This window comes from Streptomyces sp. NPDC047525, from assembly GCF_040643025.1.
Taxonomy (GTDB): Bacteria; Actinomycetota; Actinomycetes; order Streptomycetales; family Streptomycetaceae; genus Streptomyces; species Streptomyces durmitorensis.
On the sequence record NZ_JBEYTL010000010.1, the window covers coordinates 186,740 to 210,919 of the forward strand.

Here is a 24,180-nt window from a genome sequence, read left to right on the forward strand (position 1 = left end):
CCCCATGAGCGGACGCCTGCTCACCCACCTCCGGCACGTCGACCTCGCCGTGCCCGACTACGACAAGCAGCTCGATTTCTACTCCGGCGTCTGGGGCCTGACCAAGGTCGCCGAGGACTCCGGCATCTCTTTCCTGGCCGCAGAGGGATCGCCCGAACAGTACGTGGTGCGCCTGCGCAAGGCGGACGACAAGCGCCTCGACCTCGTCTCGTACGGCGCGGCATCGCGCGCGGACGTGGACACACTGGCCGCTCAACTGGCGGCTGGTGAGGTGCGGTTGATATCCGAACCGGGCGCGGTCGACACCCCCGGCGGCGGCTACGGCTTCCGCTTCTTCGACGTCGACGGCCGCACCATCGAGGTCTCCGCCGACGTCGAGGTACGGCAGCACCGCAAGATCGAGGAGAAGGAGGCGATCCCGGTCAAACTGTCGCACGTGGTCCTCAACTCCCCGGACCTGAACCGGACAAGGCAGTGGTACGAACGCCACCTGGGCTTCGCCCTTTCGGACACGCTCAGCTCCCCGCACATGGGCGAGGTCATGCACTTCATGCGGATCAGCAACCAGCACCACTCCATGGCCATCGCCCAGGGCCCGCACACCGCCCTGCACCACGTCTCCTTCGAGATGCGCGGCATCGACGAGTACATGCGCGGCTCGGGCCGCGTCATGCGCGCCGGATTCCAGAAGATCTGGGGGCCCGGACGGCACATGGCGGGCGACAACACCTTCACGTACTTCCTGGACCCGCACGGCAACACCGTCGAATACACGACGGAGTTGGAGCTGCTCGACGAGGACACCTGGCACCCCCACGTCTACGACTTCTCGCAGCCCGAGGTCACCGACCAGTGGGGCACGGCCAACCCCATGAACGAACTGGTCGCCAAAGAGTCGTTCAACGACCCCGACCGCGGCGTCTTCATCGCCCCGCCGGTCTGACCCCCACCCCAAGCTCCGGGGAGCGCCCATGCGATTCGCCACTTACGCACACCAGCACCGCACCCGCGTCGCAGTCGTCGAGGCGGACGGCACCCTCTTCCCGCTGCCCGGCGCCACGTCACTCACCGACCTGGTGCGCTCCGGCGGCGGCCTGCCCGCCCTGCTCGACGCGGGCGCCGCCGCGCTCGACGTACCGCCCGGTCCGCATGTCTCCCGGGTGCGGCTGCTGCCCCCGCTCCAGCCTTCCTCCGTACGGGACTTCGTCGCGTTCGAGGAACACGTGGAGGGCGTCCGCCGCTCCGTGGACGGCGTCAGCGGTGTGCCCGAGCAGTGGTACGCGGCGCCCACCTTCTACTTCACCAACCCGCACGCGATCTACGGACCGGGCGACGACATCCCGATGCCGCCCGGCTCGACCGCCCTCGACTACGAACTCGAAGTCGCCGCCGTCATCGGCCGCGAGGGCAGCGACCTCACGCCAGGACAGGCCCGCGACCACATCATCGGCTACACCGTCTTCAACGACTGGTCGGCCCGCGACCTCCAGTCGGCCGAGATGAAGGTCGGCCTCGGCCCCTGCAAGGGCAAGGACACCGCCACCACCCTCGGCCCGTACCTGGTCACGGCCGACGAACTGGAGCCGTACCGCGCCCCGGACGGCTTCCTGCGCCTGGCCCTGACCGCCGAGGTCAACGGCGAGACGGTGGGCAAGGACCTGCTCTCCAACATGAGCTGGACCTTCGAGGAGATGGTCGCCTACGCCTCGCGCGGCACCCGCGTCGTCCCCGGCGACGTCCTGGGCTCCGGCACCTGCGGCCACGGCGGCTGCCTCGCCGAACTGTGGGGCCTGCGCGGCGAACAGACCCCACCGCCCCTCGGCCCCGGCGACTCCGTCACCCTCACCGTCGAAGGCATCGGCACGATCTCCAACACCGTGGTCGCCGGCGCCGCGCCGGTCGCCCTGCCCACCGGCCGGCGCCGCTCCCGGGAACGGCCCTGAGGCCACTCGGGAAGGTCGCGGTCATCCCGGTCGACGAAACAGCAGGTCAGGCACCCTTTGAGGCAGGCTCCAGAATCGCCACGCACTCCACGTGATGCGTCATCGGGAACAGATCGAACGCCCGCAGCGACCGCACCCGGTATCCGCCGTCCCGGAAGTACCCCAGGTCCCGCGCCAGCGCAGCCGGATCGCACGCCACGTACGCGATCCTCCGCGCCCCCAGCTTCGTCAGGTGCTTCACCGTCTGCTTGCCCGCGCCCGCGCGCGGCGGGTCGAGGACGATCAGGTCGACCTCGGTGATGCCGGTGCGCGGCAGGGCGGCCTCGACCTTGCCCTGTTCGATGCGGACCCGGTCGAAGGCGGCGAGGTTGTGGCGGGCGTCCTCCACCGCTCGCTTGCCCGACTCGATGCCGAGGACCGCGCCCTTGTCACCGACCCGGTCGGCGATCGCGCCCGCGAACAGACCCACGCCGCAGTAGAGGTCGAGGGCCGTGTCGCCCTTGCGGGGCGTCAGGCCCTGCATGACGGCGAGCATGAGGGTCTCGGCCGCCTTCGGGTGGACCTGCCAGAAGCCGCCGTTGCCCACGCGGTACGTGCGGCCGTCGGCGCGCTCGCGGACGAACGGGCGGCCGTGCACGCGGTGGACGCCGCCGTCCTGTTCGGCGATGCGCAGGACCGAGACGGGCTTGTCCAGCTCGACCAGCGGGAGGCGCGCGCCCGGCTTCGGCTCCAGGATGACCTGGCGGTCCTGGGAGCCCGATGCCGCGATCGCCTCGACGGACTCCATGCCGGACCAGTCGTGCTTCTCGATGCCGAGCTCCGAGATGCCGGGAGCCGCGATCATGCAGTGCTCGACGGGCTCCACCTCGTGCGAGCGGTGGCGCCGCAGGCCCGCGTTGCCGTCGGGGTCCACCGCGTACTGGACGCGCGTGCGCCAGGCAGGGACCTCGCCGGACGGCAGCTTGTCGCCCTCGGCCGGCACGACCGTGCCGTCCCAGCCCGCCTCCTCGGGGGTCAGGCCCGCGAGGCGCGCCAGCTGCTCGGTGATGACCTCGCCCTTGAGGCGGCGCTGCGCGCCCGGCTTCGCGTGCTGCCAGTCGCAGCCGCCGCAGCGGCCGGGGCCCGCGTAGGGGCACGGGGCGTCGACGCGGTCCTTCGACGGTTCGAGGACGGTCACCGCGTCCGCGCGCAGGAAGCGGCTGTCCTCGTCGCCGTCCGTCACGCGTGCGATGACCTTCTCGCCGGGGAGCGTGTGGCGGACGAAAAGGACGCGGCCCTCCGCTGTGCGGGCGACGCAGTGGCCGCCGTGCGCGACGGGGCCGACCTCGACCTCGTACTCCTGCCCGACGAGGGAGGTCTCCTGCGAGCTCTCCTTCGAGTTCCCCGCCTGCGATTTCTTCGGTTCTGCCTGCATGGCGGGGTGACTCCACAACGTAAAAGGGGATCGGCCGAAAGAAACGGCCGGACAACAGCCCACCAGTCTACGTGGGTGTTGTCCGGCCGCTCGCCAACCACCGGGTCGGCAGGAACCAACAGGCGTAAGCAGGAGTCAGGACTTCTTGCCGCCGCCGTTGCTCGGCTCCTTCGCGCGCTTCTCCACCGGGCCCCGCCGCACCGCACCCGGCGCGTTCCACTCCGACCGCCTCCGGGCCCGCTTCTTCGCGGCCTCGGAGGAGTCCAGCTGGTAGGGGACCGACGTGACCATCACGCCCGGCGTGAAGAGCAGACGGCCCTTGAGCCTGAGGGCGCTCTGGTTGTGCAGCAGGTGCTCGTACCAGTGGCCCACCACGTACTCCGGGATGATCACGCTGACCACGTCGCGCGGGCTCTCCTTGCGGAGCCCCTTGACGTACTCGATGATCGGCCGCGTGATCTCGCGGTAGGGCGAGTCGAGGATCTTCAGCGGCACGGTGATGCCGCGCCGCTCCCATTCGGCCCTGAGGGCCTTGGTCTCCGCCGGGTCGACGTTGATGCTCAGCGCTTCGAGCGTGTCCGAGCGCATCAGCTTGGCGTAGGCCAGGGCGCGCAGCGTCGGGCGGTGGATCTTGGAGACCAGGACGATGGAGTGCACGCGCGACGGGCGCACGGTGTCCTCGGACGGGGTGTCCGGGGCGGCGATCTCCTCGGCGACGCGGTCGTAGTGACGGCGGATCGCGGACATCGTCGCGTAGAAGATGCACATGCCGAGCAGCGCGACCCACGCGCCGTGCGTGAACTTCGTGACGAGTACGACGACCAGGACCATGCCCGTGAAGAAGGCGCCGAAGGTGTTGATCGCCCGCGAGCGGATCATGTGGCGCCGCTTGGCCTGGTCCTTCTCCTTGCGCAGATGGCGGTTCCAGTGCCGGACCATGCCGATCTGGCTGAGCGTGAAGGAGACGAAGACGCCGACGATGTAGAGCTGGATCAGGCGGGTCGAGTCCGCGCCGTAGATGACGACGAGCAGGGCCGCGGCGCCCGCGAGCAGCACGATGCCGTTGGAGAAGGCGAGCCGGTCGCCGCGGGTGTGCAGCTGGCGCGGCAGGTAGCGGTCCTGCGCGAGGATCGAGCCGAGCAGCGGGAAGCCGTTGTACGCCGTGTTGGCCGCGAGGAAGAGGACCAGCGCGGTGGCCGCGGCGAGCACGATGAAGAGGAAGCTGCCGTTGCCGAAGACGGCCTCGGCGACCTGGGAGATCACCGGGTTCTGGACGTAGTCGGAACCGACCGGGACGCCGTTGTGGAACAGGTCCTTGCCCGGATACTCGGCCATGCGGACCTTGGTCATCATGGCCAGCGCGATGATGCCGCAGAACATGGTGACGGCCAGGGCGCCCATCAGGGCCAGGGTGCTCGCCGCGTTCTTGCTCTTGGGCTTGCGGAAGGCCGGGACGCCGTTGCTGATCGCCTCGACGCCGGTGAGCGCGGCACATCCCGAGGAGAAGGCCCGTAGGAGCAGGAAGACCAGGGCGAAGCCCGCGAGGCCCCCGTGCTCCGGCTTGATCTCGTAGTCCGCGGTGGGCGCCTTCATCGTCTCGTCGAGGACGATGCCCCGGAAGGCACCCCAGGCGATCATGATGAAGACGCCGGCGACGAAGACGTACGTCGGGATGGCGAAGAGCTTCCCGGACTCCTTCACTCCGCGCAGGTTCATCACCGTAAGAAGCACGATGACGGCGACGGCGCAGAGCACCTTGTGCTCGACGACGAACGGGATCGCCGAGCCGAGGTTCTCGATGCCCGATGAGATCGACACGGCCACGGTCAGGACGTAGTCGACGAGCAGCGCGCTCGCGACGGTGAGTCCGGCCTTGGGGCCGAGGTTGGTGTTGGCGACCTCGTAGTCGCCACCACCACTCGGGTAGGCGTGCACGTTCTGCCGGTACGACGCGACGACGGTGAACATCAGCACGACGACCGCGACAGCGATCCAGGGGCTGAAGTGGTACGCCGACACACCCGCGATCGAGAGGACGAGGAGCACTTCCCCCGGTGCATAGGCCACGGAGGAGAGCGGGTCGGACGCGAACACGGGTAGAGCGATGCGCTTCGGCAGGAGGGTTTCTCCGAGCCGGTCGCTGCGCAGTGCGCGCCCGATGAGGATCCGTTTGGGCACGTCGGTCAGTTTGGACACGCAGAGGATCGTAAGCGTTCGAATGGGTGCCCGCCCACCCACCACCCCCTAACTGCTCCGGTTAGGCACGACGCGCCGCCCCCGGCTCCGCCCAATGCCCGGAAAGCGGACGCTCATCGGTGGCCTCCGGTGCTTCTGGCACCTCCCCCGCCCCATGCCGTCCGTACCGCTCGGCCGCCCGCTCCTCGGCGCGCAGGATCGCGCGGGACGGCCACCAGGTGGCACGCCCGAGCAGCAGCAGCGCCGCGGGCAGGATCATGATGCGGATCACGAACGCGTCGAGCAGGACGGCCGCCGCGAGGACGAAGCCCATCTGCTTCATCTCCAGGATGTGCAGCATCACGAAGCTCGCGAAGACGGTGACCATGACGATCGCCGCGCTGGTGACGACCTTGGCCGACGAGCTGATGCCCTGGATGACGGCCTGTCGGGTGGGTACGCCGTTCAGCGCGGCCTCCCGGATCCGGCTGACCACGAACACCTGGTAGTCCATCGAGAGCCCGAAGAGGATCACGAAGAGAAAGAGCGGCACCCGCGAGGAGATCCCGTCGAGCGAGATGAACGAGAGCAGTTCCTCGGCCCACTTGCCCTGGAAGACCAGGACGAGCAGCCCGAGTGCGGACGCGGCGGAGAGCAGGTTGAGCACGATGCCGAGCAGTCCGAGGACGACGGAGCGGAACGCGAGGACCGTCATGGCGAAGGTCATCAGGAGCAGGAAGCCGAGGACGAGCGGCAGCTTCTGGTTCTGGTGCTCCACGTAGTCGGTGCCGCGCGGCACCTCGCCGGTGACGGCCGTCTCGACGCCGGGCAGCTTGCCGACGGTCGAGGGGAGATGGTCGTGGCGCAGGTGATCGAGCGAGTCCTCGGCCTTCTTCGAGTACGTCGGGTGCGGGGCGTTCAGCTCCAGGGCGGTGGTCCGCCGGTCCTTCGAGGCGCGCAGGAGCGGAGCCCCGGAGGGGTGCGAGAAGAGCGGGTCGGCCTTCGCCCTGCGGTCCAGAGCCGTCAGGGCCTCGCGCACCTCACCGGCCTGCGAGGCCTCGGCCCGCACCACGACGAGGTGCCGGACGCGCTGCTCCGGGAAGGCTTCGAGCAGCCTGTCGTACCCCTTCATCGCCTCGATGTCGCGCGAGAAGCTGTCCCGCGCCGGGTTCTTGAGGTTCATGTTCAGTGCGGGCAGCGCGAGCCCCAGCATGACGAGGACCGACAGGCACAGGGTGAGCGCGGGATGCTTGCGGGCGGGCGCGAGCAGGGCGTTCCACGCGCGGCCCGGCTTCTTCTCGCCGTACGCCACGCGGACCGGCTTGCCCTGCGCGATCCGCTTGGCGGCGCGGCGCTCCGTACGCCGGCCGAGCTTGACCAGGAGCGCGGGCAGCACCGTCACCGAGCTGACCACGGCGACGGCGACCACCAGGATGGTGCCGGTGGCGAGGGAGTCGAAGATGACGTCGCGGGCCAGGAAGAGCGCGGTGGTGGAGACGATCACGGCGAGTCCGGAGACCACGATGGCGCGGCCCGCCGTCGCGGCGGCGGCCTCGACCAGGGCCTCGGGGGTGAGGCGGCCGCCCGCGCGGGCCCGCTCCTCACGTTCGCGCTTGAGATAGAAGAGCGTGTAGTCGACTCCGACGGCCATGCCGATGAGCAGGATCATGCTCATCCCGACGCCGGTGTCGGGCAGCAGGTGCGAGGCCAGCATCGCCAGGCCCATGGTCGCCATGATCGAGGTGACGGCGAGCAGCAGCGGTACGCCGACCATGATCACCGAGCCGAAGACCAGCGCGAGCGTGATCAGCGTGACGGGCAGCGTGATCGCCTCGGAGAACTGCAGGTCCTTGTCGCGCTGGTCATCGACGCCCTTGCTCACGGAGGCGTCACCGGTCTCCTCGATGACCAGGTCCGGGTGGGCCTTCGCGGCCGCCTCGGTCTGGGCCTGGACCGGGGGCACCGCCTCCTGGTCCTCCTGCTCGGAGCCGTTCAGCTCCACCTGGACCCGCAGGACCCGTCCGTCGGCCGATTCGACCGGCGCCGCCACCGACGCGACCTCGGGCAGCGACTTCATCCGGGCGGTGATGTCCTTGACGGCGGCGTCGGCGGCCCTCTCGTCGAGCGGCCCCGACTCGGCGCGGATCAGCACCTGTTCCGTGGACCGCAGCTGCACACCGCCCTCGGTCGCCAGGGCCTCGGCGCGGCCCGCCTCCCCGACGCGGAAGTCCTCCGACGTCGCGCTGTTCATGCCGGCGGCGATGCCGCCCCCCAGGCAGAGCACCACGAACACCAGCCACCCGACGATCGCGCGCCCTGGATGCAGCGCGCTCCATCGGGCCACGCGCACCGTGACCGATCGCTTCCTCATGACCATCCCCGCCCCTTCACGGCTTTCCAGCCTTGAGTCCTTCATGTGTAAGTGGAGACTGACAGGTGAAGGAATGAGCCGTCAACTGTCATTCGGGGCTGCGCGGACGTGGCTCGGGTGCGGACGCGGGTGCGGATTGACAGTGGATCCCGTCATGCGTAAGTCTTGGCTGACAGGTTTCGGGACCAGCGAGAAGGCGGGCCATGGACAGCGAAGAGCTGCTCGCCTTCCTCTCCGCGGTGGGCCATGCCCAGCGGATCCGGATCATCACCGAGCTCGCCCCGGGGCAGCTGTACGTCAGCGAACTGGCGCGGCGGCTCGGTGTCTCCCGGCCCCTGCTCTACATGCACCTCGAACGTCTGGAGAAGGCCGGTCTCGTCGTCGGCCGCCTGGAGCTCTCCGACGACGGCAAGGCGCTCAAGTACTTCGAACTGGCGCCGTTCGACGTGCGATTGAACGTGGACACGATCCTCGCGGCCGTCCGGCAGGACGCGTCGGACGAGGTCGGACAGCACTCATCAGAGGGGTCTTAATGGACGACGTGATCATCCCGGTCGCCTTCTTCCTGATACTCGCCGGCGCGGTCGTGTCGGTGGCCTACTTCCAGTCGCAGCGCAACCGCGAGCGCGACCGCCAGTACGCCGAGGCGATGGACCACTACCGCGAGGTCGTCGAGCGCGCCAGGTCCGAGCAGGAGTCGACCCGGTTGCAGCTCGTCGAGCTGGGTCACCGGCTCAAGACCGTCGAGGGCCTGCTGCGCAGCGTGGACTGAGTCCGGCCCGATCCCGTGAGCACCGGCAGGTGCACAGGGGTGCCCTCCGCGGACCGCGCGTGTGTAGCTTGGGCGTCGGTCTGAGACGCTTTTACCGTTCAGCCTGAGCAAAAAGTATTGACACAGCCGGAAGGACGGGCGTGCACATCGTCATCATGGGCTGCGGGAGAGTCGGATCCGCTCTCGCGCAGACCCTGGAACAACAGGGGCACACGGTCGCCGTGATCGACCAGGACCCCACCGCCTTCCGCCGTCTGGGCTCCGGCTTCGGCGGCCGCCGTGTCACCGGTATCGGCTTCGACCAGGACACCCTGCGCGAGGCCGGCATCGAGGAGGCGGGCGCCTTCGCCGCGGTGAGCAGCGGCGACAACTCGAACATCATCGCCGCCCGGGTGGCCCGCGAGATGTTCGGCATCGAGAACGTCGCGGCCCGTATCTACGACCCGCGTCGCGCCGAGGTCTACCAGCGCCTGGGCATCCCCACCGTCGCCACGGTCCGCTGGACCGCCGACCAGATGCTGCGCAGGCTGCTGCCCTCCGGGGCCGAGCCGCTGTGGCGCGACCCCACCGGCGGCGTGCAGCTCGCCGAGGTGCACGCGTCCGCGTCCTGGATCGGCCACAAGATCAGTGAGCTCCAGGAGGAGACCGGCGTCCGCGTGGCCTTCCTCACCCGGCTGGGCGAGGCGGTCCTGCCGACCTCCCAGACGGTGCTCCAGGAGGGCGACCTGGTGCACGTGATGATGCGCACGGACGAGGTCGAGAAGGTCGAAGCGGCGTTCGCCGAAGGCCCCGAGGAAGGCGGTCACTGATGAGGGTCGCCATTGCCGGAGCAGGCGCGGTGGGTCGTTCCATCGCCGGTGAGCTCCTGGAGAACGGGCACGAGATTCTGCTCATCGACAAGGCGCCGACGGCCATCTCGGTCGAGCGCGTCCCGCAGGCCGAGTGGCTGCTCGCCGACGCCTGCGAGATCACCTCGCTCGACGAGGCGGCGCTCCAGCGCTGCAACGTGGTGATCGCCGCGACCGGTGACGACAAGGTCAACCTCGTCGTCTCGCTGCTCGCCAAGACCGAGTACGGCGTCCCCCGGGTCGTCGCCCGCGTGAACAACCCCAAGAACGAGTGGCTCTTCAACGAGTCCTGGGGTGTCGACGTCGCGGTCTCGACCCCGCGTCTGATGTCCGCGCTCGTCGAGGAGGCGGTCAGCGTCGGCGATCTCGTCCGGCTGCTCCGCTTCAGCCACGGCGACGCCAACCTCGTCGAGCTGACCCTGCCGCCCGAGTCGGCCCTTGCGGGCACGCAGGTCGGCGACGTCCAGTGGCCCGAGGACACCTCGCTCGTGACGATCATCCGCGGCACGCGCGTTCTCGCGCCGACCGCGGACGACTCCCTGGAGGCGGGCGACGAGCTCCTCTTCGTGGCCGCCCAGGCCCGCGAGGAGCAGCTGGAGGACCTGCTGTCGGTGCGCAAGGAAGAGACGGCGAGCTAGTCGCCGCACTGGCTTGTATGTGACTGGGGGGCGCCCGGTAGATTCCGGGCGCCCCCCATGTGTTGTCACTTCGCTCAGGCGTTGCGGCGTTCCGCCTCGCGGTCCTTCTCCGCCTGCTCCGCCGCTTCCATCTCGGCGAAGACGTCGATCGGCGGCGGGGCCTTCGCGAGGAAGACCCAGGTCAGCCAGACGGCGAGCAGGAACGGCGGGATCTTCAGGGCGATCAGGACCCAGCCGAACTGCGTCGTGTCGCCCCACCAGTAGAGCGGGAAGAGGATCGCGCACTTGGCGAGCAGGATCAGGCCCCAGGCCCAACTGGCCTTCGTGTACGCCTTCTTGCGGCCTGGGTTGCGGGTCCGCCAGGAGAGGTTCTCCTTGAAGACCGGGCCGAGGATCAGGCCGATCAGCGGGACCCCCGCGATGGCCGTGATGATGTAGGCGAGGGCGAGGCCCAGGGTGTAGAGCATGCCCGGCAGATAGAAGTCCTTGGCGTTGCCGGTCATCATCGCGAAGACCACACCGAAGGCGACACCGAAGACGCCGCTGAAGGCGTGCTTGACGGTGCCCTTCATGACCAGGCGGACCACCACGAGCACCAGGGACACCGCGAGGGCCGCGATGGCCGACATGTGCAGGTCCTTGTTGATCGTGAAGATGGTCACGAAGAGGAGTCCGGGGACGACGGTCTCCACCATGCCCCGAACGCCGCCGAAGGCCTCGAAGAGCGCGGCCTCGGTCACGGCCCTGGAATCGTCGTCCTGATCCGTGGTTCCCTGGTCCGTCGGCTTGTCGAGGGACGTCACCGGCTACTCCCGTCCGAGGGGTCTGAGTTCGTATTTCGGGTTGAAGAGCACCCGGCGGCCCCTGCTCATCGAGACCCTGCCGGACGCGATCAGCCTGCGCCCCGGCTCTATCCCCACGATGGAGCGCCTGCCGAGCCACACCACGTCCAGTGCCGCGGAGCCGTCGAACAGCTCCGCCTCCAGGGCGGGGACCCCGGCGCGTGGCCGCAGGGTGACCGTGCGCAAGGTACCAGTAACCGTGACTATCTGGCGGTCGTGGCAGTCTCCGATGCGGGTGCACCCGGCCGTTTCGGCGTCCTCGCGCAGCTCTTCCGACTCCAGATCCTCCTGGGAGGAGGACAGCCGGTCGAGCATGCGCCGGAAGCGGCCTGCCGGCTTCTCGGAACCAGGAACAGCACTCATACAGGAAGCGTACCGGGGGTCGCCGACAGCGCCGCAATGGGTGCGCTCATCTGTGCTTATGCCCGCTCAGCCCCGACCCGACCCTTGACTCATCGCTCGAACCTGTAACCCATTCCAGGCTCGGTGATGAAGTGCCGCGGATGCGCCGGGTCCGCCTCCAGCTTGCGGCGCAGCTGTGCCATGTAGACGCGCAGGTAGTTCGTCTCCGTACCGTACGAAGGGCCCCAGACCTCCTGGAGCAGCTGCTTCTGGCTGACCAGGCGGCCGGTGTTGCGCACCAGGACTTCGAGCAGATGCCACTCGGTGGGCGTCAGGCGTACGTCGCGTCCGTTGCGGTTGACCTTCTTGGCGGCCAGGTCGACCGTGAAGTCCTCCGTGTCCACCATCACGTCGTCCTCGCCCGCTCCGGTGGGCTCCGCCCTGCGGATGGAGGCACGGAGCCGGGCCAGGAGCTCGTCCATGCCGAACGGCTTGGTGACGTAGTCGTCGGCGCCCGCGTCGAGCGCCTCGACCTTCTCGTCCGAGCTGTGCCGCGCGGAGAGCACCAGGATCGGTACGCGCGTCCAGCCGCGCAGGCCCCTGATGACCTCGACCCCGTCCATGTCGGGCAGACCGAGGTCGAGCACGATCACGTCGGGGTGGCGGGCGGCGGCGAGCTGGAGCGCGGTGGCTCCGTCCGGGGCCGCGTCCACGTCGTACTTGCGCGCCTTCAGGTTGATCACGAGGGCGCGTACGATCTGCGGCTCGTCGTCGACCACGAGCACCCGGGTCATCTGTACCTGCCTTTCGGGCTTCTGGGTCTTGTCGCTGGTGGCGGTCATGAGGTGGCCTGGGCGGAGAGATCAGGCACGACCGGCGGTGTGCCTGCCGCCGCCCGCAGGGTGAGGACCATGGTGAGGCCGCCTCCGGGGGTGTCCTCCGCCTCGAGCGTGCCGCCCATGGACTCGACGAAGCCGCGTGCGACCGCGAGGCCCAGGCCCACGCCCGCGCCGCGCGGAGCGTCACCGTAGCGCTGAAAAGGCTCGAAGATGCGGTCCTTGGCCGCTTCCGGGACACCCGGGCCGCGGTCCACGACGCGCAGTTCGACGCGGTCGCCGAGCGTGCTCGCGGAGACCAGGACCGGTTCGGCGCCGGGGCTGTACTTGACCGCGTTCTCGACGATGTTGGCGACCGCCCGCTCCAGGAGGCCCTTGTCGACGGTGACCATGGGCAGCGTCTCGGGGATGTCGAGGTCCGCGCTGCCGTCGGGGACGCCGCCGAGCGCCATCGGGACGACCTCGTCGAGGTCGATCTCACGGATCAGCGGGCTGACGGTGCCGGTCTGCAGCCGGGACATGTCCAGGAGGTTGCCGACCAGGTGGTCAAGGCGGTCGGCGCCGTCCTCGATGCCTTCGAGGAGCTCGGCCTGGTCCTCCTCGGACCAGGACACGTCGTCGGAGCGCAGGGACGAGACGGCCGCCTTGATGCCCGCGAGCGGCGTACGCAGGTCATGGCTGACGGCGGCGAGCAGCGCGGTGCGGATGCGGTTGCCCTCGGCGAGGGTGCGGGCCTGCTGCGCCTCGCCCTGGAGTCGCTGGCGGTCAAGGACCACGGCGGCCTGGGCGGCGAACGCGGCGAGCACCCTGCGGTCCTCGGCGGGCAGGACCCGGCCGGACAGGGCGAGCGCCATGTGGTCGCCGACCGGCATGTCCACGTCCGCGTCCTCGGGGCGTTCGATGGTGCGGCCCTCGCCGACCCGCCCTGCGCAGGTCCAGGGGGCGACGTCGCTCTCACGCTCCAGGAGGGCCACGGAGTCCATGCTGAAGGTCTCGCGCACGCGTTCCAGGAGGGCGTCCAGGCTGGTCTCGCCGCGCAGCACGCTGCCCGCGAGGAAGGAGAGTATTTCCGACTCCGCGCGCAGCCGGGCGGCCTGGTGGGTGCGGCGGGCGGCGAGGTCCACCACGGAGGCGACGGAGATCGCGACGCCCACGAAGACGATGATCGCGACGATGTTCTTGGAGTCGGAGATCGTCCACAGGTGCTGCGGTGGCGTGAAGTAGTAGTTCAGGAGCAGCGAGCCGAAGGCCGCCGACGCCAGGGCAGGAAGGAGACCGCCGAGCAGTGCGGCGGCGACGGTGAGCGTCAGGAACAGGAGCATGTCGTTGGCGAGGCCCAGGTCCGCGTCGACGTGGGTCAGGAGCAGCGTCAGGAGCGCCGGGCCGCCGACGCCCACCAGCCAGCCCCAGATGCTCCGGGACCGCCCGAGCCGTGCCCCGCGCGCCACGGGCAGCCCGCGGCCCTTGGCGACCTCGTCGTGCGTGACGATGTGGACGTCCAGGTCGGGGCCCGAGTCGCGGGCGACCGTCGCGCCGACTCCGGGTCCGAAGATGTACTGCCACGTCTTGCGGCGCGAGGAGCCGAGGACGATCTGGGTGGCGTTGACGCCGCGGGCGAAGTCGAGCAGGGCCGCCGGTATGTCGTCGCCGATGACGTGGTGGAAGGTGCCGCCCAGGTCTTCCACGAGGGTGCGCTGGACGGCGAGTTCCTTGGGGGACGCCGCGGTCAGGCCGTCGCTGCGGGCGATGTAGACGGCGAGGATCTCGCTGCCGGAGCCCTTGGCGGCCATCCGGGACGCGCGGCGGATGAGCGTGCGGCCCTCGGGGCCGCCGGTGAGGCCGACGGCGATGCGCTCGCGGGCCTGCCAGGTGGAGCGGATGTCGTGCTCGCCGCGGTACTGCTGGAGGTATTCGTCGACCCGGTCGGCGACCCAGAGCAGCGCGAGCTCGCGCAGGGCGGTGAGGTTGCCCGGCCGGAAGTAGTTGGACAGGGCCGCGTCCACCCGGTCGGACTTGTAGATGTTGCCGTGCGCCATGCGGCGGCGCAGCGCCTGGGGCGACATGTCGACGAGCTCGATCTGGTCCGCGCGCCGCACCACTTCGTCCGGCAGGGTCTCGCGCTGGCGCACGCCGGTGATCGACTCGACGACGTCGCCCAGGGACTCCAGGTGCTGGATGTTCACGGTCGACACGACGTCGATGCCGGCGGCGAGGAGTTCCTCGACGTCCCGCCAGCGCTTGGCGTTGCGGGAGCCGGGGACATTGGTGTGCGCCAGTTCGTCCACCAGGGCGACGGCGGGCGCCCGCTCCAGGACGGCGTCGACGTCCATCTCGGTGAACAGGGTGCCGCGGTAGTCCAGGTCCTTGCGGGGCACCTGCTCCAGGCCGTGCAGCATCACCTCGGTGCGCGGCCTGTTGTGGTGCTCCACGAAGGCAACGACGCAGTCGGTGCCGCGCTCGATGCGACGGTGCGCCTCGGACAGCATCGCGTACGTCTTGCCGACGCCCGGTGCCGAACCGAGGTATATCCGAAGCTTGCCGCGTGCCATGGCCCCATTGTCTTCCCGAAACTGCTCTGTACGCAGCGTCGACCTTACGGCCAACAATTCCCGCAAATCGGACGAGGGTGCGCGGGCGGGCGCTCTTTGACGCAACCCTGATGGGGCCGGTCGACGGGGCGGGCCAGCGCCCTGCCGCGGGAAGCGCGGGAGATCAGCGCTCCACGATCTCGCCGTCACTCAGCTCCAGGACCCGGTCGGCCAGGTCGAGCAGCGCCGCGTCGTGGGTGGCGACCAGGGCGGTGACGCCCTCGCCGCGGACGACGGCGCGCAGCAGCTCCATGACCGCGAGCCCGGTCTCGGCGTCCAGCTGCCCGGTGGGCTCGTCCGCGATGAGCAGGGAGGGCTTGTTGGCGAGCGCGCGGGCGATCGCCACCCGCTGCTGCTGGCCTCCGGAGAGCTCGCCGGGCCGCTGCTCGGCATGGTCGGCGAGGCCGACGAGGGCGAGCAGCAGCGCGACGCGCTCCTCACGCTCACGGGGGTCGGTCTTGCGCAGCCGCAGGGGCACGCCGACGTTCTCGGCGGCGGTGAGGATCGGGATGAGTCCGAAGGACTGGAAGATGAAGCCGACGTGGTCGCGGCGCAGCTCCAGGAGACCGCTCTCGCCGAGGCCCGCGAGTTCGAGCCCTTCGACGGTGATCTTCCCGGCGTCCGGGGTGTCGAGTCCGCCGACGAGATTGAGCAGGGTGGTCTTGCCGGATCCCGACCGCCCCTTCAGGGCGACGAGCTCACCGTGCGGCACGGCGAAGGAGACGCCGCGCAGGGCGTGCACGGCGGACGCGCCGCTGCCGTACGTCCGGTGCAGGTCCTCGACGACGACCGCGCTCTGTGCCATGGCCCCTCCCTCAAATCCCCCGTACGGCCCTGTTGGGCCGGGCGCCAGTATGGTCACGGCACGCCCGGCCCAACAAGGTCCGCATCAGCTGGGATTGTCCGCGTGGGTCAGGGTCTCCCAGGCGACGAACAGGTTGTTGGAACCTGCCGGGCGCTTCTGCTCGGTGAGCTTCTGGGTGTTGCTCATGGCGTGGCCGAGGCGGTTGTGGAGCGCGTTGTAGCCGACCTCGGTGACGGGCCCGAGGCCCCGGTGGACCGAGCCGCCGCACAGCGAGCTCGGCGGCGCCTCGCCCAGCTCGTACTTGGCCTGGAAGCCGAGGCCCTGGCGCAGCCGCTCGCCGACGTCCGTCTTGTAGAGGTCATCGCCCTGGATGCGGCTGGTCTCGGCGACGTGGGAGATCGCGGAGAGCCCGTATCCGGTGTGGGTGAAGTCGCGGCACGTCTCCTGGGTGAGCCCGGTGGTGAAGGTGCCCTGCCCCTGCCAGTACTTGACGATCTTGGCGCGGGTGTCCAGGTTCTGGCTCGGCACGGTCTTGGGCAGATCGCCGTCGGACGCGAGATAGACGTACGCGGCGGTGCGCGTGCGGAACTTCGCCATCGCCTTGTCGTAGGACCCCTTGTCCTCGATGAAGACGGAGATGCCGATGGCGGCCTCCATCATCGACAGCTCCCAGTTGCCGTTGGAGTTGGAGCCGTTGATGATCTCGGGCAGGTAGACGTTGCGGAGCATCGTCGCGAAGCGGCCCGAGTTGCCCCAGCTGCCGGTGTACGTGTGCTTGATGATCTCGGCGGCCCTTGGCCAGGACGACCCCGCCCAGCCGGTCTGCAGCGGGGCGTTGCTGTTGGTGTGGTCCTTGATGGTGCCGGACCAGGCGTCCATCAGCTCGATGGACTTCTTGGCGTAGCGGTCATCCCGGGTGAAGTACCAGGCGAGCGCCGTGGTGTACGCGGCTATCGCGTCCTCGCGCTCGTCGGTGCAGCCGTAGTTGGGGTCCGAGTAGGAGCCGCACTCGACGACCGCGCGGGGCTTGGGCGTGCGGGACAGGGAGGCGTACTTGCTCCCCATCATCTGGTCGTACGCGCCCTTCCAGGGCTGGGCGCCCGCGTTGACCTTCTCCCTGGTGAAGTCCAGCTGGCCGCGGGAGACGGTGACTCCGGGGTGCGCGAAGGTGCTGGGTGCCGCGTCGGCGCGGTCGGCGCCGGGCCAGGCGATGAGGGCGGCGACCAGGGCGGTCACCACGGTGGCGAGGGTCGCGAGGACTGCCGTGCGGGGTCTGCGGTGGTGGCGCACGGGTGTGGGGGTGTCAGCCATGCGAAGGGCCATCCATTCTCGTATGTGAACTTCAAGTGCCTTTCTGAACATGCGTGTTGGCCCGAGACCATAGGTACGGACCATGCTTCCGTCAAGGCGTGAAGTCAGAGGTTCCCTGCACGAGAATTCACACGACGGCGGAGCTCCTGCTCAGGGACCGGCAGGGGACGAATCCGGCCCCTCGCCCCAGACACCGATGTGATCCGGCTCCTCCGTGAGCCGCACGCGTCCGCGCAGCCCATAGCGCTCCACGTAGTCGCGCGGCAGCTGCAACCGACCGGCCCGGTCCAGAACCGTGAACTCCTCTCCCGCACCGCCCTGTTCGCGCAGCGTCTCCGTGGACGTACGCCCGTCCCGGATGCGCACCGTGCGGCGGACCTGACCGGAGACGAGCGGATCGTGCGTGACGACCAGGACGGTCGCGCCGAACTCCTCATCGGCACGGCGAAGCGCCGCGAACACCTCCTCGCCACTGGCCGTGTCCAGCTCCCCGGTGGGCTCGTCGGCGAGCAGCACCCGCGGGGCGTTGGCGGAGGCGACCGCCACGGCGATGCGCTGCTGTTCACCGCCGGACAGCTCTGCGGGCCGCCGGTCGCGGCAGTACGCGACACCGAGCACGCCGAGCAGTTCGGCGGCCCGCGCCGCGCGCTCGCGACGGGGCACGCGCGCGTACTTCATCGGCAGCGCGACGTTCTCCAGGGCGGTGAGGTACGGCAGCAGATTGCGTCCGGTCTGCTGCCACACGAACCCGACAGTGTTCCTGCGGTAGTCGAGGCGCTCACGGCGCCCCATGGAGAGCAGGTCGTGCCCGGCGACCTTCGCCCGTCCCGCGGTCGGCAGATCGAGCCCCGACAGGATCGACAGGAGGGTGGACTTGCCGGACCCGGACGCGCCCACGAGCGCCACGCACTCCCCTTCGCCGACCACCAGGTCGAGCCCCTGGAGGGCCTGCACCTCCACCTTGTCGGTGCGATAGACGCGTACGAGGTTGTCGCAGACGACAAGGCCCTCCTCCCCCGTGCGGCGGCGCGCGGCGTTCGCGCGGGCCTCCAGATCGGCGAGCTCAGTCATCGTTCCTCCCCAGTCGCAGTACGGCTCCAAGGCCACGCCGTCGCCCCAGCCACGTCTCCAGGCCCACCGCCGCGGCCACCAGGGCGAGGGTTCCCGCGGACAGCGCCGCGGTGAACATCGCGTCGGTGCACAGGGCGGGCGCTGTGGGTCCGCCAGTGAACTCCCGCAGGTCCAGGGCGGGTCCGAGCAGTCCGGGCAGCGTCAGACCGAGCGCCACGCCGCCGGCCACGGCCGCGAGCACCAGGGGCAGCAGCTGGAGCAGATGCAGCCCGGCGGTGGCCCGGCCGCCGAGCCCCAGGGTGCGCAGGCGGGCGGCGGTGGTGCCGCGTGCGGGGGCGGACAGCAGGAGTTCGAGCACGAGGGCGATCAGCGCGAGGAGCACGGCCAGGGCGGTGCAGGCGGTGTGCGCGGCGGTCAGGGCGGCGGTCAGACCGTCCTCGTCGGCCTCGGCCTGCTCCTCGGCACGGATGCGCAGCTCTCCGGTGACGGCGCCGGGTGCGGTGCGCGGGACGACGGAACGCAGCTCCCTGACGTCCAGATGGGGGCCGTAGAGAAGCAGGGCGGACGCCTCGAACTCACTCGCGCCGAAGGCCTTGAGGTCCCGGTTGTCGGCGAGCAGGAGGTGCTCCCTGGCCTCGGTGGCGGCGCCCACGGGGCCGAGTGCGGGATCGCGCCGCACCGCTTCGGGCAGGGCGCCCACGACGCGCAGGCGCCGCTCCTTGCCGTGCACGGTGATGGTCAGCACGTCCCCCGCGTCGGCGGCGTCGGCGAGCACGCGGATGTCACGGCCACGTGCCGTGCCCTCGCCGAGTCCGGCGTCCCGCAGGGCGCGAGCGGCGGCCGAACTCCCTTCCACGGAAAGCAACTTCGCGCCGTCGACGCCCACCAGGCTCGCGATGCCGTACCGCCCGCCGTCCGTGGCGCTCACCGGATCGACCCGCAGCTGCCGCACCGCCACGGTCTCCCGCACCCCACGCGCGCGTGCCAGGCGCCCGGCGGCGTCGGGGTCACGCCCCGCTCCCAGGAAGGAGGCATCGGCGCCCACCCGCCAGGCGGCGGCATCCCGCCGCCCTTCCGCCAGCGTCCCGGAGACCAGGCCGCCGAACACGGCACCCGCCAGCGTCACCACCAGGACGAGCAGCGCGAGCGCGCGGGCGGGGGCCTCCTTGGCGGCGCGGGAGAGCGCGATGAGGGCCACGGCTCCGCGGCCACGGGCGGCCCAGCGTGCGAGGAGGCGTACCGGCAAGGGGTAGAGGCGCACGAGCACCACGACCGTGGCGAGCCCGAGCAGCACGGGCACGGCCGCGAGCAGCGGATCGCCTCCCGAGCCGCCCGCCGTCCCCCGGGCCCGCAGCGCGAGGACACCGGCCAGAGCGACGGCCACCACGCCCGCCTCGGCGACGACTCGGCGCCCGCCGCCCGCCGTCTTGTCCCGCAGAAGCGCCCGGTCCCGCACGGCCCACCAGGTCAGCAGGGGCAGCACCAGCCACGCGCCCACGGCCACGAGCAGCCCTCGCCCGTACGCGGACGAGGCGCCCGGAAGCGCCGATGCGACCGCGCAGCCGCCGCCGAACCCCAGCGCCACGGCGGGCGCGGTCCGCACGGCACGCCCCAGGGCGATCCCCAGGGCCGATGCCCCACGCGCGCGTTGCAGCCGATGAACGTCGAGCCCGCGGCGTACGGACAGCAGGGCGGCGACCACCACAGCGGCGAGGCCGACCGCCGTCACCGAGGCGAGCGCGAAGGAGATCACGACACTGCCCTGCCGCCACTGCCGCTGGAAGTCGCGCAGGGCGTTTGGCAGTTCGGTGGCGGTCTCCGACTCCGTGGCGGGATGCGAGCCGAGGGAGCAGTACATGCCGCCCCCGAAGCCACCAGCCCCTCCGCCACACGTGACGCCCCGAACGGACTCCGGGTAACGGAGCATGAGGCGCTCGAAGTCGCGCTGCCCCTGATCACCGACGAAGCGGGCCGCGTCACCGCCGAGGTCGAGCCGCAGGCCCCAGATCACGGTGAGATCGGCGCCCGACTGCTGCTGCAGCACTTCGACGCCGCGCGGCGCGAGTAGAGCACCGGCGTGCGCCGCGCCACTACGGGGATCGCGTGCCGTGCGGGCGAGCAGGGGCTGCTCACGCCAGAGCCGCCGCTCGCCGTCGGCGGCGTAGAACCCGACCACCCGTGCCGGTGCGTCCACGCTCTCCAACGCGCCGGGCCCGAGCCGGAGTTCCTGCCCGAGCCGCAGTTTCAGCGCGTCACGGGTCCGGGTGGAGACGGCGATCTCCACGACGCGTCCCCGCGCGGCGGGGGGCCGCCCGGCGGCGTACGCGGTCCGGGGCGGGGCGTCGGATGCGTACACCAGCGACAGCGTGGTGCCGTCGCCGGTCCGTACGTTGGGCAGGGCGATCCGGGTGGAGTCGCGCGGGAGGTCGCCGCGCAGGGCGGTGGGAGCGGCGTTCTCGACCACGGTGGACAACCGCCGCAGCTCGCCGCCCAGCGAGCCGCCGCCCCCGCCTCTCTCCACCGCAGGCCCGAACCGCACCCGATGGGTCACTCCAGGGACATCCCTCTGCACCTGCTCAAGCCGCGACCCCAGGGCACCCCCGGCAGCCCGCTCGAGCACTCCGGGCCCACCCACGGCGAGCCCGCAGAGCACAAACACCAATCCGGCAAGCGCCCCCAGCAGCCCCAACTCCCCACGCCTCACAAGCCCCCTCCCCTCAAATCCGCCCCTGCTTCACGAACAACCTCCCCCGCCCTCACTGCTGGGTACGGGGCCGCACCAAAGCCCCACCGCTCCAGCCCCGCAGGGCCCCTCACCCGTCCTCCCCCGCCCGCAGCACCCGCCCCAGATCCACCCGCCCCACAACCCGCGCCACCCCACTCACCACCCCGCAGATCACCAAGGTCACCCCACCCGCCACCGCCCACACCCACCCCCACGGCACCTCCGTGAGCAGCCCGGGAAAGACCGGGTCCCCCTCCGCGTCCACCGTCACCACCGGCATGATCACCGCAGCGAGCCCCGCCCCGAGCCCCGTGCCCAGGAGCGCCGCCGCCCCCGCGAGCGCCAGCTGTTCCGTCCACAAGTACGCGGCGAGCTGCCCCCTCCGCACCCCCAGCGCCCTCAGCAGCGCGAACTCCCGCTCCCTCGCCCGCGCCGAAAGCACCGTATGCAGCGTGAAGGCGATGACCGCGAACGCCGGTGCGAGTGCGAGGCAGAGCCAGAGGCCGCCTCGTGCCCCGCGCCGCAGCGGATCCTCGCCGAGCGCCACGCGCGCGTGCGGCACGTCCACGGCGGTGCCGAGCCGCGGCCTGTCCCGCACCGCCTCCCACGCTGCGGTCGCGTCTCCCCCCGCCGTCCCCGCCCACCACACGCCATCCGGCCCCGGCAGCGCCCCGCTCAGGGCCAACTGGGCAGCCATCGCCCGCGAGTCGGCGAGCAACCGGGGCCGGTCGCGCGCCATGCCCGGCACCGCCGCGATCCGCCCGACGATCTTCAGCCGGGCACTGCCCCCCGTGCTGCGCCGCAGTGTCACGACGTCCCCGACCCGCACCGCCCCGGAGTCCAGCAGCGCGCGGTCGGCGAGAGCCGGCGCCGCAGGGCGCGGGCCCCCCTTCGCCCTGTCCGCGCTGTCCGTACCGAGGCGGACGCTCCACGTCGGGTACTTGAGCCGCGTGTCAGGCCCCCGCAGCACCGCGTCGAGCAGTACGCCACTCCCCGGCCGGTCCCCGCACAGCACGGGCCCAGGCGCCTCCCCCACCACCCCGCGCGGCGGCTCGGCCCCGGGGCAGCCCGCCCCGTACCGGTCAGGCGCGTCCTCGCGCAGGTCGCGCCAGTCGGCCTCCCGGGTGAGCCCCGGCACCCGGTCGACGCGGAGCCGGTAGGTGCGCCGCACCGTCTCGCCCACCATGCTCAGGTCGATCTGCAGGATCCGTACGTCACCGCCGCGCACCGGCACCTTCAGGGGCACCACCCGAGAACCGCTTCCTCCCCGAGAGCCACCTTCTTTAAGAAGAACGGCACTTGAGTGGACGAGGCCGTCGTCGTCCTCGAAGAAGACCGTCAGCCGGACCGGCACCGGACGACCGGGCCCATCCGCGGACAGCCGCACCCGAAGCGGGAGTTCACCCCCTGCCCCAGCGCCCCCTGCCCCAGCACCACCTGACCGCCCACCAGCAACCGCAAGCCCATGCGCCGGAACCCCCTTCCCCAGCGGCGCGACAAGCTCCCGCATGGGCCGCGACGCCAGATCCGCCCGCAGCGAAGGCACCGGTCCACGCCCGGTGTTGACTCCGGTGACGGCCACCGCGTCCTGCCCGATGTATCCCTCCGTGGTCACCACGGGCGTGACCGCATCGACCCCCGGCAGCGCGCTGTACGCGGCCCGCCGCTCCCCGGACGGCACACTCTCCCCCGGTTCGATCCGCAGGTCGGCGCCCACCTGGAACGCGGCCTGGTCACGGTCGCCGCGATCGAGAATGGCGAGGGCGGTGCTGCTCAGCGCCGCGACGGCCAGCGCGAGGGTCACCACCAGGGCGGGCCCGGCGTGGCGCGCCGCGCGCCGCCCGATCTGCCAGCCGCCGAGCGGCAGCACGAGGCCCCTGCCCCGCCGGGCGAGCGGGTCGATGGCCCGCGTCAGGAAGGGCAGCAGGCGCAGCACGAGCAGCGCGGCCGCCGCGGTCATCACCACGGGCGCGAACACGAGCACCGGATCGACGCCGTCCCCGGTCACCGGCGACCGGTACTGCCGAAGTTGCAGCCACCCCAGGACCGCCACCGCCCCCAGCGCCACATCGGCCCCGACCCGCTGCGCCCCCGCGAACCGCCCCACCCGCAGGCGAAGGCGGCTCACCGCCCGCCGGTCCCGCACCAGCCGCACCGTGGGCAGCAGCACCGCGCACCCGTGCACCACGACGGCGAAGCCGGAGGCCACCCACGCGGCGCCGATCACCGAAGCGTCCGGCACCCCGCCGTGGAGCAGCCCCGCCCCTTCGAGCAGCCGCAGCAGCGGTCCCGCGAGGAAGGGCGCGGCGATCCCCACCGGGAGCGCGACCACCGCCCACTGCACCGCGGTCGACACGACGAGCCGCCGCGTCCCCGCGCCCCGGGCGGCCAGCAACGCCAGCTCAGGGCGCCGGTGTTCGGCGAGCTGGCGCCCGGTGAGCACCAGGGCCGCGACCGCGAGGGCGGCGAGCAGCGTGGCGGGGACGTAGAGCCCGGCGCGGGCCACGGCAATGGGCGTGGTGAGCCGCTCCAGGGCCCTGCGCAGCCCCGCCGAGACGGTCAGGTCGTCCGCGGCCCCCTTGCCCCGCAGCACCGAGAGCGAGGCATCACTGCCGCCGAACCTCCTGGCCCGCTCCGCCAGCGGCCCGATGTCGCCGAGCCCAAGGCCCCGCGCATCGGGCACGCCGAGCCACAGAGCACCCGCGTCCTTCGTGAGCCCCGGCCGCGCCGTGAACCCGCCGCGCGGCACGAGCGCGATGGAGTCGGCCGTCCCGAACGTACTGCTCAGGCCCGCCCAGACCGCGGGCTCGCGTCCCTCGGTCGAGTAGAGCCCGACGACCCGCATCCGCACCAGGCGCTCACCGGCGCCGCGCACGACGACGTCGTCACCGGTCCGCACCGCGAGCTCGGCGGCGAACGCCCTGGTCAGCACGGTCTCCGTCGCGCCGCCAAAGCCGCCCCGCGGCCACCGGCCCGCCACCAGATCGGCGTGGGACCGGGCCCCTTCGAGCGCGACCACGGACACGGTGGCGTCCTCGCGGCGACGGCCCCCGGCCTCGGTCACGGCGAGCTCGTCGTTGCGCGCCGCGGGCGCCCGCAGCGCGAGGCGCGTGCGGTGCGGCACGTCGCCATAGGTACGGTCGACCGCCGCCCGTACGTCCGGGTCCAACCGCCGTACGCTGTCGGCGCCGTAGCGCCCGGCCACCTCGACGACGGCTTCCCGGTCCGCGGCGAGCCGCTGCCGCACCCCGCCCTCGACGGCCTTCTCGGTCAGTGCGGCCAGAGCGGCGAGCACCGTGGCCGCCAGCAGGACGGCGAGCCCGGCGGCCCCCAGCACCATCCCGTGATGCCGGCCGCTCCGCACCACGGCGGGCACGCGCCGTCCGCTCACCGCACCGGTCTCCCCCCGCGTGACCGGCACAGTATGGACGTACGCGATTGTGACCCGCAATGCTCCGGTCGGCCGGACCGGATCACCGCGGGCCACAAGGGAATTGAT

General features: G+C 71.4%; 18 protein-coding genes. 6 read left to right on the forward strand and 12 right to left on the reverse strand.

Annotation, left to right across the window (positions count from 1 at the left end; all coding sequences use genetic code 11):
- Window positions 1–4: 4 nt before the first annotated feature.
- Together ABZ833_RS28825 and ABZ833_RS28830 are read left to right on the forward strand one after the other, a co-directional pair.
- Window positions 5–943: a VOC family protein gene (locus tag ABZ833_RS28825; protein ID WP_361052221.1), complete on the forward strand. Its 939-nt coding sequence runs from the start codon at window positions 5–7 to the stop codon at window positions 941–943.
- 28 nt (window positions 944–971) lie between these two features.
- Complete coding sequence (locus ABZ833_RS28830; RefSeq protein ID WP_361052224.1) at window positions 972–1,943, forward strand: fumarylacetoacetate hydrolase family protein; 972 nt, start codon at window positions 972–974, stop codon at window positions 1,941–1,943.
- A 46-nt stretch (window positions 1,944–1,989) separates the two neighbouring features.
- On the opposite strand, the gene ABZ833_RS28835 is transcribed toward ABZ833_RS28830, so the two are convergent.
- The 3 genes from ABZ833_RS28835 to ABZ833_RS28845 all read right to left on the reverse strand — a co-directional run bounded on the left by ABZ833_RS28835 (window position 1,990) and on the right by ABZ833_RS28845 (window position 7,903).
- Window positions 1,990–3,357 carry a class I SAM-dependent RNA methyltransferase gene (locus ABZ833_RS28835; protein WP_361052227.1) on the reverse strand — a complete coding sequence of 456 codons (1,368 nt, stop codon included), beginning with the start codon at window positions 3,355–3,357 and terminating at the stop codon, window positions 1,990–1,992.
- 135 nt (window positions 3,358–3,492) lie between these two features.
- The gene (locus ABZ833_RS28840) at window positions 3,493–5,553 is read right to left on the reverse strand and encodes an APC family permease (RefSeq protein ID WP_361052230.1); all 2,061 of its coding nucleotides are present in this window, start codon (window positions 5,551–5,553) and stop codon (window positions 3,493–3,495) included.
- A 61-nt stretch (window positions 5,554–5,614) separates the two neighbouring features.
- Window positions 5,615–7,903 (reverse strand): MMPL family transporter, encoded by a 2,289-nt coding sequence (locus tag ABZ833_RS28845; protein WP_361052232.1) that lies wholly within the window; start codon window positions 7,901–7,903, stop codon window positions 5,615–5,617.
- Window positions 7,904–8,106: 203 nt separating this feature from the next.
- Between ABZ833_RS28845 and ABZ833_RS28850 the strand changes: the two genes are divergently transcribed.
- The 4 genes from ABZ833_RS28850 to ABZ833_RS28865 all read left to right on the forward strand — a co-directional run bounded on the left by ABZ833_RS28850 (window position 8,107) and on the right by ABZ833_RS28865 (window position 10,161).
- On the forward strand, window positions 8,107–8,436 hold the full coding sequence (locus ABZ833_RS28850) for a winged helix-turn-helix domain-containing protein (RefSeq protein WP_249587252.1): 330 nt from the start codon (window positions 8,107–8,109) through the stop codon (window positions 8,434–8,436).
- A complete protein-coding gene (locus tag ABZ833_RS28855; protein WP_249587253.1) occupies window positions 8,436–8,675 on the forward strand; it encodes a hypothetical protein in 240 nt (79 codons plus the stop codon). Before ABZ833_RS28850 ends, ABZ833_RS28855 begins: the two co-directional genes overlap by 1 nt.
- Window positions 8,676–8,815: 140 nt before the next feature.
- Window positions 8,816–9,484, forward strand: coding sequence for a TrkA family potassium uptake protein (locus tag ABZ833_RS28860; RefSeq protein WP_160507676.1), 669 nt, complete (start codon window positions 8,816–8,818; stop codon window positions 9,482–9,484).
- On the forward strand, window positions 9,484–10,161 hold the full coding sequence (locus tag ABZ833_RS28865; protein ID WP_361052236.1) for a TrkA family potassium uptake protein: 678 nt from the start codon (window positions 9,484–9,486) through the stop codon (window positions 10,159–10,161). Before ABZ833_RS28860 ends, ABZ833_RS28865 begins: the two co-directional genes overlap by 1 nt.
- Before the next feature lie 74 nt (window positions 10,162–10,235).
- On the opposite strand, the gene ABZ833_RS28870 is transcribed toward ABZ833_RS28865, so the two are convergent.
- The 9 genes from ABZ833_RS28870 to ABZ833_RS28910 all read right to left on the reverse strand — a co-directional run bounded on the left by ABZ833_RS28870 (window position 10,236) and on the right by ABZ833_RS28910 (window position 24,072).
- Entirely contained in the window at window positions 10,236–10,964 is a 729-nt protein-coding gene (locus ABZ833_RS28870; RefSeq protein WP_361052239.1) for a DUF3159 domain-containing protein, read from the reverse strand.
- A gap of 3 nt (window positions 10,965–10,967) precedes the next feature.
- Window positions 10,968–11,366 carry an OB-fold nucleic acid binding domain-containing protein gene (locus tag ABZ833_RS28875; RefSeq protein WP_249587256.1) on the reverse strand — a complete coding sequence of 133 codons (399 nt, stop codon included), beginning with the start codon at window positions 11,364–11,366 and terminating at the stop codon, window positions 10,968–10,970.
- Between the two features lie 89 nt (window positions 11,367–11,455).
- Window positions 11,456–12,139, reverse strand: coding sequence for a response regulator (locus tag ABZ833_RS28880; RefSeq protein WP_361052421.1), 684 nt, complete (start codon window positions 12,137–12,139; stop codon window positions 11,456–11,458).
- A gap of 44 nt (window positions 12,140–12,183) precedes the next feature.
- Window positions 12,184–14,730, reverse strand: coding sequence for a sensor histidine kinase KdpD (locus tag ABZ833_RS28885; RefSeq protein WP_361052243.1), 2,547 nt, complete (start codon window positions 14,728–14,730; stop codon window positions 12,184–12,186).
- 163 nt (window positions 14,731–14,893) lie between these two features.
- Window positions 14,894–15,574, reverse strand: a complete 681-nt coding sequence (locus ABZ833_RS28890; RefSeq protein WP_361052246.1) for an ABC transporter ATP-binding protein — start codon at window positions 15,572–15,574, stop codon at window positions 14,894–14,896.
- An 84-nt stretch (window positions 15,575–15,658) separates the two neighbouring features.
- Complete coding sequence (locus ABZ833_RS28895; protein ID WP_361052249.1) at window positions 15,659–16,885, reverse strand: alginate lyase family protein; 1,227 nt, start codon at window positions 16,883–16,885, stop codon at window positions 15,659–15,661.
- A 150-nt stretch (window positions 16,886–17,035) separates the two neighbouring features.
- Window positions 17,036–17,956 carry an ABC transporter ATP-binding protein gene (locus ABZ833_RS28900; protein ID WP_361052252.1) on the reverse strand — a complete coding sequence of 307 codons (921 nt, stop codon included), beginning with the start codon at window positions 17,954–17,956 and terminating at the stop codon, window positions 17,036–17,038.
- On the reverse strand, window positions 17,949–20,507 hold the full coding sequence (locus tag ABZ833_RS28905; RefSeq protein ID WP_361052255.1) for a hypothetical protein: 2,559 nt from the start codon (window positions 20,505–20,507) through the stop codon (window positions 17,949–17,951). Before ABZ833_RS28905 ends, ABZ833_RS28900 begins: the two co-directional genes overlap by 8 nt.
- Window positions 20,508–20,769: 262 nt before the next feature.
- Complete coding sequence (locus ABZ833_RS28910; RefSeq protein WP_361052258.1) at window positions 20,770–24,072, reverse strand: FtsX-like permease family protein; 3,303 nt, start codon at window positions 24,070–24,072, stop codon at window positions 20,770–20,772.
- Window positions 24,073–24,180 lie beyond the last annotated feature (108 nt).

Coding starts and splice junctions, on each gene's coding strand:
- ABZ833_RS28900 (WP_361052252.1), bottom strand. CDS start 17,956: ATGACTGAGCTCGCCGATCTGGAGGCCCGCGCGAACGCCGCGCGCCGC.
- ABZ833_RS28880 (WP_361052421.1), bottom strand. CDS start 12,139: ATGACCCGGGTGCTCGTGGTCGACGACGAGCCGCAGATCGTACGCGCC.
- ABZ833_RS28865 (WP_361052236.1), top strand. CDS start 9,484: ATGAGGGTCGCCATTGCCGGAGCAGGCGCGGTGGGTCGTTCCATCGCC.
- ABZ833_RS28835 (WP_361052227.1), bottom strand. CDS start 3,357: ATGCAGGCAGAACCGAAGAAATCGCAGGCGGGGAACTCGAAGGAGAGC.
- ABZ833_RS28825 (WP_361052221.1), top strand. CDS start 5: ATGAGCGGACGCCTGCTCACCCACCTCCGGCACGTCGACCTCGCCGTG.
- ABZ833_RS28895 (WP_361052249.1), bottom strand. CDS start 16,885: ATGGCTGACACCCCCACACCCGTGCGCCACCACCGCAGACCCCGCACG.
- ABZ833_RS28855 (WP_249587253.1), top strand. CDS start 8,436: ATGGACGACGTGATCATCCCGGTCGCCTTCTTCCTGATACTCGCCGGC.
- ABZ833_RS28885 (WP_361052243.1), bottom strand. CDS start 14,730: ATGGCACGCGGCAAGCTTCGGATATACCTCGGTTCGGCACCGGGCGTC.
- ABZ833_RS28850 (WP_249587252.1), top strand. CDS start 8,107: ATGGACAGCGAAGAGCTGCTCGCCTTCCTCTCCGCGGTGGGCCATGCC.
- ABZ833_RS28875 (WP_249587256.1), bottom strand. CDS start 11,366: ATGAGTGCTGTTCCTGGTTCCGAGAAGCCGGCAGGCCGCTTCCGGCGC.
- ABZ833_RS28845 (WP_361052232.1), bottom strand. CDS start 7,903: ATGAGGAAGCGATCGGTCACGGTGCGCGTGGCCCGATGGAGCGCGCTG.
- ABZ833_RS28890 (WP_361052246.1), bottom strand. CDS start 15,574: ATGGCACAGAGCGCGGTCGTCGTCGAGGACCTGCACCGGACGTACGGC.
- ABZ833_RS28830 (WP_361052224.1), top strand. CDS start 972: ATGCGATTCGCCACTTACGCACACCAGCACCGCACCCGCGTCGCAGTC.